At 73.0% G+C, this 9,364-nt stretch carries 10 protein-coding genes; 7 read left to right on the top strand and 3 right to left on the bottom strand.

The genetic code is table 11. The annotated features are described in order from the left end of the window. Together ACXJKL_RS07545 and ACXJKL_RS07540 are read left to right on the top strand one after the other, a co-directional pair. Nucleotides 1–301, top strand: a 301-nt coding sequence (locus ACXJKL_RS07545) for a malic enzyme-like NAD(P)-binding protein (protein ID WP_457206443.1), incomplete at its 5' end; no start/stop codon positions are given. 13 nt (nucleotides 302–314) lie between these two features. Then, on the top strand, nucleotides 315–1,031 hold the full coding sequence (locus ACXJKL_RS07540; protein ID WP_457206442.1) for a hypothetical protein: 717 nt from the start codon (nucleotides 315–317) through the stop codon (nucleotides 1,029–1,031). A gap of 13 nt (nucleotides 1,032–1,044) precedes the next feature. Here ACXJKL_RS07540 and ACXJKL_RS07535 read toward each other — a convergent pair whose 3' ends face one another. Further along, on the bottom strand, nucleotides 1,045–3,129 hold the full coding sequence (locus ACXJKL_RS07535) for an MMPL family transporter (protein WP_457206441.1): 2,085 nt from the start codon (nucleotides 3,127–3,129) through the stop codon (nucleotides 1,045–1,047). 86 nt (nucleotides 3,130–3,215) lie between these two features. Between ACXJKL_RS07535 and ACXJKL_RS07530 the strand changes: the two genes are divergently transcribed. Further along, nucleotides 3,216–3,725 carry a MarR family winged helix-turn-helix transcriptional regulator gene (locus ACXJKL_RS07530; RefSeq protein ID WP_457206440.1) on the top strand — a complete coding sequence of 170 codons (510 nt, stop codon included), beginning with the start codon at nucleotides 3,216–3,218 and terminating at the stop codon, nucleotides 3,723–3,725. Between the two features lie 3 nt (nucleotides 3,726–3,728). Here the strand turns inward: ACXJKL_RS07530 and ppgK are convergent, their stop codons facing one another. Further along, complete coding sequence (gene ppgK / locus ACXJKL_RS07525) at nucleotides 3,729–4,484, bottom strand: polyphosphate--glucose phosphotransferase (protein WP_457206439.1); 756 nt, start codon at nucleotides 4,482–4,484, stop codon at nucleotides 3,729–3,731. Nucleotides 4,485–4,539: 55 nt separating this feature from the next. Next, nucleotides 4,540–5,136 (bottom strand): dienelactone hydrolase family protein, encoded by a 597-nt coding sequence (locus ACXJKL_RS07520; RefSeq protein ID WP_457206438.1) that lies wholly within the window; start codon nucleotides 5,134–5,136, stop codon nucleotides 4,540–4,542. Nucleotides 5,137–5,213: 77 nt separating this feature from the next. Here ACXJKL_RS07520 and ACXJKL_RS07515 point away from each other — a divergent pair, with 77 nt between their 5' ends. The 4 genes from ACXJKL_RS07515 to ACXJKL_RS07500 all read left to right on the top strand — a co-directional run. Beyond that, the gene (locus ACXJKL_RS07515) at nucleotides 5,214–5,999 is read left to right on the top strand and encodes a maleylpyruvate isomerase N-terminal domain-containing protein (protein WP_457206437.1); all 786 of its coding nucleotides are present in this window, start codon (nucleotides 5,214–5,216) and stop codon (nucleotides 5,997–5,999) included. 96 nt (nucleotides 6,000–6,095) lie between these two features. Further along, nucleotides 6,096–7,532 (top strand): fatty acid desaturase, encoded by a 1,437-nt coding sequence (locus tag ACXJKL_RS07510; RefSeq protein ID WP_457206436.1) that lies wholly within the window; start codon nucleotides 6,096–6,098, stop codon nucleotides 7,530–7,532. A 67-nt stretch (nucleotides 7,533–7,599) separates the two neighbouring features. Continuing rightward, a complete protein-coding gene (locus tag ACXJKL_RS07505; RefSeq protein WP_457206435.1) occupies nucleotides 7,600–8,175 on the top strand; it encodes a TetR family transcriptional regulator in 576 nt (191 codons plus the stop codon). 43 nt (nucleotides 8,176–8,218) lie between these two features. Then, nucleotides 8,219–9,364: MFS transporter (locus ACXJKL_RS07500; RefSeq protein WP_457206434.1), on the top strand; the 1,146-nt coding region annotated here is incomplete at its 3' end.

Here is a 9,364-nt window from a genome sequence, read left to right as displayed (position 1 = left end):
GGCCAACCCCGACCCCGAGGTCGACCCCGCCGAGGCGGGCAAGCGGGCCGCGGTGGTGGCCAGCGGCCRCTCGGACTACCCCAACCAGATCAACAACGTGCTGGCCTTCCCGGGCGTCTTCCGAGGCCTCCTCGACGCCCGCGCCGAGGACGTCACCATCGAGATGCTGCTGCGCGCCGCCGAGGCCATCGCGCTCGTCGTGACCGACGAGGAGCTCAACGCCTCGTTCATCATCCCGAGCGTCTTCCACCCCGACGTCGCCAAGAAGGTCGCCGCCGCGATCAGCCACAAGGAGTCCTGAGCGTCTCGCGGGCGTGCCGTTCACTAGTCTGTCCGGACCGGCGGCCGCACCGGCCGCCGTCAACGGGGAGGACGACATGAGCAACGACGGCACCAACACGCCCGAGGGCGGCACCGACACGCCGGGTGGCGACCCCTACGGCCGACCGGACCAGGGACAGCCCGACTACGGGCAGGGCTACGGACAGCCGGACTACGGCCAGTCGCCGTACGGTCAGCAGCCCGGCTACGGCGAGCCCGGCCAGTACGGCGCGGCGCCGGTCGTGACCGAGCCGCCGGCGCCGATCCGCACGGCCGTGCTGCTGATGCGGGTGGGGGCGCTGCTGTCGCTGGTGAGCCTGCTGAGCACCTTCCTGTTCCGCGGCCAGATCCGCGACCAGGTCGAGCAGACCCTCGAGGACCAGGGCACCRCGATCACCGCAGACGCCGTCGACACGGCCGTGGCGATCGGCACGGCCTTCGCGGTCTTCGTCGGCCTCATCGGCGTGGCGCTGTGGCTGTGGATGGCGTGGGCCAACGGTCGCGGGAAGGGCTGGGCGCGCATCGTGGCGACCGTGCTGTTCGGGCTGTCCGCGGTGTCGTTCCTCTTCTCGTTCTCCCAGCCCCAGCCGGTGCTCTCGACGCTGCTCGGGGTGGTCAACCTGGTCCTGGGCGCCGCGATCGTCTTCCTGCTGTGGAAGCGGGAGTCCAGCGCGTACTACGCCTCCGTGTCGGGCCAGCGTCGCCGCTGACCCGACACCGGGCTCAGGCCTCGAGCGGGTGCTCGGGCCCGACCCTGCGCGGCCACCAGAAGCGGTCGCCCAGGGTGAGCGCCAGCGCGGGCACCAGCACGGTGCGCACCAGCAGGGTGTCGAGCAGGACGCCGATGCAGATCACGGTGCCCAGCTGGGCGAGCACCACCAGCGGCAGGACGCCCAGCACGGCGAAGACCGCGGCCAGCAGGATGCCCGCGCTGGTGATCACCCCGCCGGTCGCGGTCAGCGCCCGCAGCATGCCCTGGCGTGACCCGTGCTCCGCGGCCTCCTCGCGGGCGCGGGTCACCAGGAAGATGTTGTAGTCGACGCCGAGCGCCACGAGGAACAGGAACGCCAACAGCGGCACTCCGGAGTCGAGGGCCTCGAAGCCCAGCGGCCCGGTGAAGAGCCACCACGAGATGCCCATGCTCGCGGCGTACGTCGCCAGCACGGTCGCGACGAGCAGCAGCGGCGCCACGACGGCCCGCAGCAGCAGGAGCAGGGCACCCAGCACCAGGACCAGGATCAGCGGCAGGATCAGCAGCCGGTCGCGCTGGGCGCTCTCGCCCTGGTCGATCGCGGTCGCCTCGGTGCCGGTGACGTGGGTGTCGTCGAAGGGGGCGACCGCGTCGCGCATCGCCAGGATCGTGTCCCGCGACTCGTCGCTGCCGGACGGGGCGTCGAGCACGGCGTCGATCTGGGAGACGCCGTTGCCCTGCTGGCCGATCGCCGCGGTGCCGACGCCGTCGACGCCCTGGACGGCCGCGAGGACCTGGTCCGCGTCGTCGCGGGTCAGCACCTGCGCGGGGTCGGAGACGCCGGCGGGGAACGACTCGGCGAGACGGTTCGAGGCGGAGATCGCCTCGGGCTCCACCAGGAACTGGTCGGCCTGGTCGAGGCCGGTGTCGATGCGGAAGACGCCGATCGCCATCACCGCGAGCAGCACGAGGGTGCCGGTCACGAACGCCGCGGGACGCTTCGCGACGCGGGCGCCGACCTTGTGCCACAGCGAGTCGGTGTCGACCAGCGCGGGGTCCCCGACGTGCGGCACCCGCGGCCAGAAGACCCACCGACCGAACAGCACGAGCGCCGCCGGCAGCACGAGCARCACGAAGGTCGCCGCGACCACGACGCCGATGGCGCAGGCGAGGCCCAGCCCCCGCGTCGTCGGGACCACCGACAGGAGCAGGGTGAGCAGGCCGAGCACCACGGTGGTCGAGCTGGACAGGACGGCCTCGGCGGTACGGCGTACGGCGACGGTCATCGCCACGTACCGGGACTCGTGGGCCTTCAGCTCGTCGCGGTAGCGCGAGATGAGCAGCAGCGCGTAGTCGGTGCCGGCGCCGAAGACCAGCACCGAGAGGATGCCGACCGTCGACTCGTCCCAGGCGACGTCGAGCACGGCCATCACCTGGGTGGCGAGCACGGCGGCCAGCCGGTCGGCGACCCCGACGACGGTGAGCGGGATCAGCCACAGGATCGGGCTGCGGTAGGTGATGAGGAGCAGCAGGGCCACCACGCCCGCGGTGACCAGCAGCAGGTTGGTGTCGGCGCCCTCGAAGACGGCGGCCAGGTCGGCCTCGACCGCCGCCGGCCCGGTCACCTGGCTCGTGACGCCGTCGGGACGGTCGGCGGTCAGCGTGTCGCGGAGCTCGGTCACCCGGTCGGCGTTCTCGGTGGCGGAGGTCGACTCCACCGGCACCACGGCGATCGCGGCGGTGCCGTCCTCGGCCACCGTGACGGGTCCGGTGGGGCCGGCGGGCACGGCGCCGAGCTGCTCGGCCTGGGTGCTCAGGTCGGCCACCACCTCACGGCTCAGCTCGCCCTCGTCGCTCGTCCACAGCACGACGGCGACGGAGGCGTCGTCGTCGGGCAGGGCGTCGCGCAGCGCGGTGCCCTGGGTGCTGTCGTAGCCCTCGGGGAGGGAGTCCAGGCTGGTCCGCTCCCGCGTCCCCTCGCCGAGTCCCACGATCAGCCCGACGGCGAGCAGCAGGGGGATGAGCGCCACCAGCCACGCGGTACGACGACCCAGGAGGGGGGAGATCCGGCGCTCGCCCTCATCGGCGCGGTCGCGTGGAAGGGTGGGGGTGGACATGGACGATCTCCTCGTGGGGGCTGCCGTGGAACAATAGTTCAGAACCTTAGTCGCTAAGTAGGTGAAACAAAATGCGGGAGTCGGACGTGGAACAGCCGAGGCCCTCGGAGGCCGCCACGGCCGCCGCGCCGGCCAGCGCCTTCGCCGACGCCTGGCAGCAGACCKGCAGCCTCGACGCGCTGCGCGAGTTCGCCGACGCCGCCGCCCGGATGCGCCCCATCGTCGCTCGTCAGGCCGGGTTGAGCGAGACCGAGCTGGCCGCCTTGGAGCACCTGGTGCGCGAGCCGCTCGGGCCCGCCGAGCTCTCCCGGCTCCTCGAGGTCAGCACCGCCGCCGGCACGGGCATCGTCGATCGCCTGGCCAGCCACGGACACGTGACGCGGGAGCCGCACGCCGGGGACCGGCGTCGTACGCGGGTGATGGTCACCGCCTCCGGGCGCGAGGAGGTGCTGATGCGGCTGATGCCGATGTTCACCGCGCTGCAGCGCCTCGACGAGTCCTTCGACGACGCGGAGCGGGCGGTCGTGGAGCGCTACCTGCGGGGGGCCCGCGACGCGTTCCGGGCGATCACGGAGCCGCCGGGGCCGTCCGCCTGACGATCAGCCGTGCTCGGCCGCGCGGGTGGCGACGAGGGCCGCGCCGATGATGCCCGCCTTGTTGCGCAGGGTGGCCGGCACGATCTCGGTCTCGATGTCGATGAGCGGACCGAACTTGTCGAAGCTCTTGCTCACGCCGCCGCCGACCACGATCAGCTCGGGGGAGAAGAGGCGCTCGACGGTGCGGTAGTAGGTGGTCAGGCGCGCGGCCCACTTCTCGTAGGACAGGTCCTCGTTCTCGCGGACGCTGTTGGCCGCCCGGGACTCCGCGTCGTGGCCGTCGATCTCGAGGTGTCCGAGCTCGGAGTTGGGGACGAGCACGCCGTCGTGGATGAGCGCCGAGCCGATGCCGGTCCCCAGCGTGGTGACGATGACCAGACCGCCGCGGCCGCGCGCCGCGCCGTACTCGACCTCCGCGAGGCCGGCCGCGTCGGCGTCGTTGACGACGTGCACCTCCCGGTCCAGGGCCTCGGTGAAGATCGCGTCGGCGTCGCTGCCGATCCAGGACCGGTCGATGTTGGCGGCCGAGGAGACCATGCCGTGGCGCACGACGGCGGGCACGGTCACGCCCACGGGCGAGGTCGAGGCGGGGAACCTGCCGACGAGCTCACGGAACACGGCGGCCACGGCCTCCGGCGTCGCCGGGCGGGGGGTGGCGATCTTGACGCGGTCGCCGGCGAAGGCGCCGGAGTCGAGGTCGACCGGCGCCCCCTTGATGCCCGTGCCGCCGAAGTCGATGCCGAAGGGGTCGTTGCTCATGGGCACACCCTGCCGCAGGGCCGTGCTGCGGACCAGTCGACCCCTGGCCGCCGGCTCAGGCGGCGCCGTCGACGAACGCGAGCACGCGGGCGTGGAACTCCTCGGCCGCCGCCGGGTTGTGCTCGGCGGGCAGGCCGGGCTCGTTGAAGAGGTGGCCGGAGTCGGGGTAGGTGACGAGCTCGGGCGTGACGCCGGCCCGCTTCACGTCCGCGGTGAAGTCGGCACGCACCTCGGGACCGTCGTCGAAGTCGTCGTGGTCGCCGACGTGCTCCTGGACCGGGACGCCGGATGGCCAGGTCGCGGACCCGTCGCCGAGGTACTTGGTCGGCATGGCGCTCCCCATGACCACCACCCCGCGGGCGTCGTCGGGGCGCTGGGTGGCGACGTACTCGGCCAGGCCGCCGCCGGCCGAGAAGCCCACGGCGACGAACGGCCCGTCCACGACCCGGGAGCGCTCGAGTGCCTCGGCCTCCTGGGCGTCCCCGTCGAGCTGGGCGCGGTGGGCCAGGGCCGGCTCGTAGGAGTCGAAGGTGCGTCCGTCGAGCAGGTCGATCACCTCGACGCGGTGCCCGGCGGCCCGCAGCCGCTCGGCCGTGTCGGTGACGCCGGCGCGGAGGCCCAGGACGGAGGGGAAGATCAGGATGTCGGTCATGTCGCCCACGCTAGGGGGCCGGTGGGCCCCCGGAAAAGCACGAGCGGACGCGTCCCGTCCTCTGTCACCGTGGCGGCATGACCATCTCGTCCGCACGACCCCGCCTCGGCGTCCCGCGCCACCTCGAGGGGCTGCGGGAGGCCATGGTCGCGTTCGTGCGGTACGCCGACCGCGCCGGGCTGCGGGCGCCGGTGCCGACCACGCCCGACTGGACCGTGCGCCGGCTGGTCGCCCACCAGGGGATGGTGCACCGGTGGGCGACCGCCACCGTCCGCGGGCTCGCCGCCGCCCCGGAGGTGCTCGAGCAGGAGGGGATCGACGCGGCCGACCCGCTCGACTGGCTCGCCGACGGCGCGATCGAGCTGGTCACCGCGCTCGTGCAGGCTCCCGAGGACCTCGAGGCGCCGGTGTTCCTGGCCGACGCCGCGACACCGCGCGAGTTCTGGGCCCGGCGCCAGTGCCACGAGACGACGATCCACGCGGTCGACGCGGCGGCGGCGTACCTCGGACGCCTCCCGCGCGCCGCGGACGTCTCGTGGATCTCCGACGAGGTGGCGCTCGACGGGATCGACGAGCTGCTCACCGGCTTCCTGCCACGCCCCCGCTCCCGGCTCCGCTCCTCGGAGCCGCACCGGATCGTCGTACTCCCCGACGCCGCAGGCGTGGCCTGGACGGTGGACGTGGGCCCGAYGTCGGCGGTGACCACGCGGATCGACCCGGCGGCGGGTCCCGACGGCGACACGCTGCTCGGCGGCTCCGCCGTCGCGCTCTACCTGACGCTGTGGAACCGCGGCGACGAGGTCACCCCGGACTCCGACGACTGGGACTCCACGTGGGGGGCGGCCGGCATCACCTGGTCCTGAGCCGGCGGGGACTCCCCACTTTACAACTCAGCCCCTCTTGTCAAGGTAGTTTACAAACCCTAGGGTCTTGTAAACCCCTCGATGAAAGGTGGCTCCATGAGCCAGGCTCGCTCGCTCGGCGGCACGGTCCCCCCGGGCTCCACGGACGGCTGGACGGACCGGAAGCGCCACCTGTGGCTCATCGGGCTGGTGGTGCCCAGCCTGGCCTTCGCCGGCGTCGGCCTGCACCACATCACCGGCTGGGGGGTGTGGCTGTGGCTGGGCCCGATCGTCATCCTCGGGGTCGTCCCGACCATCGACCTGGTGGCCGGGCTGGACCGGTCCAACCCGCCGGACGACGTGATCGAGGCGCTCGAGAACGACCGCTACTACCGCTGGATCACCTACCTCTTCCTGCCGATCCAGTACGCCGGGTTCCTCGGCGCCTGCTACCTCCTCGCGCGCCCCGAGGCGGTCGGCGGACTGGGCACGGTGGACAAGGTCGGGCTGGCCGTCTCCATCGGCTGCATCGGCGGGATCGGCATCAACACCGCCCACGAGCTCGGCCACAAGAAGGAGGCCAACGAGCGCTGGCTGTCCAAGATCGCGCTGGCCCAGGTCGCCTACGGTCACTTCTACATCGAGCACAACCGCGGCCACCACGTCCGCGTCGCGACCCCCGAGGACCCGGCCAGCAGCCGGCTGGGGGAGAGCTTCTACGCGTTCTGGCCGCGCACGGTCGGCGGCTCGCTGAGGTCCGCGTGGCGCCTGGAGAAGCGCCGCTACGCCCGCCGGAAGCAGCACCCGTTCCGGCCGGGCAACGACGTCCTCAACGCCTGGGCGATGACGGCGGTGCTGTGGGGCGGCCTGGTCGCGTGGCTCGGCGTCGGGATCGCGCCRTACCTCCTCCTCCAGGCGGTCGTCGGCTTCTCGCTGCTCGAGGTCGTCAACTACATGGAGCACTACGGGATGCTCCGTCAGAAGGTCGGGGTGGGTGAGCGCCGACGCTACGAGCGGGTGCTCCCCAGCCACAGCTGGAACTCCAACAACATCGCCACCAACGTGCTGCTCTACCACCTCCAGCGCCACAGCGACCACCACGCGAACCCGACCCGGCGCTACCAGGCGCTGCGCGACTTCGAGGAGTCCCCGGTGCTGCCGACCGGGTACGCCGGGATGATCGTGCTGGCCCTCCTCCCGCCCCTGTGGCGCCGGGTGATGGACCCGCGGGTGGTCGCGCACTTCGACGGCGACGTGGGCCGGGCCAACCTGAGCCCGCGGCACCGCCAGCGGTATCTGGGGCGGTACGACGCCGGCGCACCCGCCGTCGCCGACGTGCGCGAGGACGTCCTGCCCGCCCCCGTGGAGGAGGTGCTCGCCGCGCGCTGTCCGGGGTGCTCCTACACCTACGAGGTCGCGGTCGGCGACGAGCACGAGGGCTTCCCCGCGGGCACGGCCTGGGTCGACGTGCCGACCGACTGGTGCTGCCCGGACTGCGGGGTCCGGGACAAGGCGGACTTCGTGCCCGTGGACCCGACCCGGGTGGGCGCCTGACCGGAGCGCACCGGAGCGCACGGGAGATGCACCGGAGGTGCGCGGCGGCCTGCCTAGACTCGCCGCCATGGCGACCCCGACCCCGTTCACCCTGCGCGACCGGATCGTCACCTCCGCCGTCGCGATGACCACCGAGGTGGGCTGGGCGCGGGTGACGATGGGCCGGCTGGCCGAGGCCGCCGGCGTGAGCCGCCAGACCGTCTACAACGAGATCGGCACCAAGGACGCGCTGGCCGAGGCGATGATCCTCGGCGAGCTCGACCGGTTCCTCCGGGTCGTGGACGGCGCCTTCGAGCTGCACGCCGACGACATCACCGCGGCGATCGAGGCGGCGGCGTACGACGTCCTGGTCCTGGCCCAGGACAACGCCCTGCTCAAGGCGGTGGTCAGCGCCACCCACGGTGCCGACACCGAGCTGCTCCCGCTGCTGACGACGCACGCCGGGACGCTGCTCGACACGGCCAAGGCGGTGATCGAGGAGCGGGTCCGGGCCTTCGACCTCGACCTGCCGCCGCAGCGGCTGGCCCCGGCGATCGACATGGTCGTCCGGGTCGTGCTGAGCCACATCATGCAGCCGTCGGGGGCGGCGCAGCGGACCGCCGCCGACCTGGCCTGGATGGCGCGCCAGGTGCTCGGCGGCTGACGCGGGCCGACACGGGCCGCCCCGGTGGCCTAGCCTGCTGGCCGTGGGCGGCGAACCGATCGGGTGGGGTACGCCGCGTGGTCGCGCCGTCATCGCGGCCGCGACCCTCGGCTCGGGAATGACGTGGCTGGACGGCTCGGCGGTGAACGTCGCGCTGCGCACGATCGGCGAGGACCTCGACGCCTCGCTGGCGCAGCTGCAGTGGATCAACAACGGCTACCTGCTGATGCTGGCCTCGCTGATCCTCATCGGCGGCTCGCTGGGCGACCGCTTCGGGCGTCGCCGCATCTTCGTGCTGGGCACGGTCGTCTTCGCCGGGGCCAGCCTGCTGTGCGGGCTGGCGCCCACCGCCGAGGTGCTGATGCTCGCGCGCATCCTGCAGGGCATCGGCGGGGCACTGCTCACGCCCGGCAGCCTGGCGATGATCCAGGGGTCGTTCGGGCCACGGGACCGGGCGCGGGCGATCGGGGCGTGGTCGGGTCTGGGTGGCGTCGCGGGAGCGATCGGGCCGTTCGTCGGGGGCCTGCTGGTGGACCATGCGAGCTGGCGCTGGATCTTCCTGCTCAACCTGCCGCTGGCGGTCGTCACGGTGGTCATCGCCGTGCGGTGGGTGCCGGAGTCGCGCGACCCCCACGCCCCGTCGTCGTTCGACTACCTGGGGGCGGTGCTCGCCTCGCTGGCGCTGGGCGGGACGACGTACGCCCTCATCGAGTGGGGCGGCAACGGGGCGCCGTGGGCGGCGGCCGCCGGCGTGATCGCGGCGGTGGCCTTCGTCGCCCTCGAGCGGCGGGAGAAGGCGCCGATGATGCCCCCCGAGCTCTTCCGCGACCGCACCTTCAGCGCCAGCAACGCGATGACGCTGCTGGTGTACGCCGCGCTCGGCGCCGTGCTGTTCTTCCTGGTGATCCAACTGCAGACGGTCAGCGGGTACGACGCGCTCCGGGCCGGCGTGGCCACCCTGCCGATCACCCTGTGCATGCTCTTCCTCGCGGCCCGCGGGGGCGCCCTGGGGGTGCGGATCGGCCCCCGAATCCCGATGACCGTCGGTCCGCTGGTGATGGCGGTGGGCACGCTGCTCATCCGCGACGTGGGTGCCGACGTCGACTACTGGCGCGACGTGCTGCCCGGGATCACCGTCTTCGGCCTCGGGCTCTCGCTCATGGTCGCCCCGCTCACCTCGACCGTGCTG

Source organism: Nocardioides sp. P5_C9_2, assembly GCF_054049555.1.
This window is presented reverse-complemented; position numbering and strand designations above follow the sequence as displayed.

Bases quoted from the DNA above. Each gene is read 5' to 3' on its own strand.
- ppgK (WP_457206439.1), bottom strand. From the start codon at position 4,484: ATGAGCAACGACCCCTTCGGCATCGACTTCGGCGGCACGGGCATCAAG.
- ACXJKL_RS07505 (WP_457206435.1), top strand. From the start codon at position 7,600: ATGGCGACCCCGACCCCGTTCACCCTGCGCGACCGGATCGTCACCTCC.
- ACXJKL_RS07520 (WP_457206438.1), bottom strand. From the start codon at position 5,136: ATGACCGACATCCTGATCTTCCCCTCCGTCCTGGGCCTCCGCGCCGGC.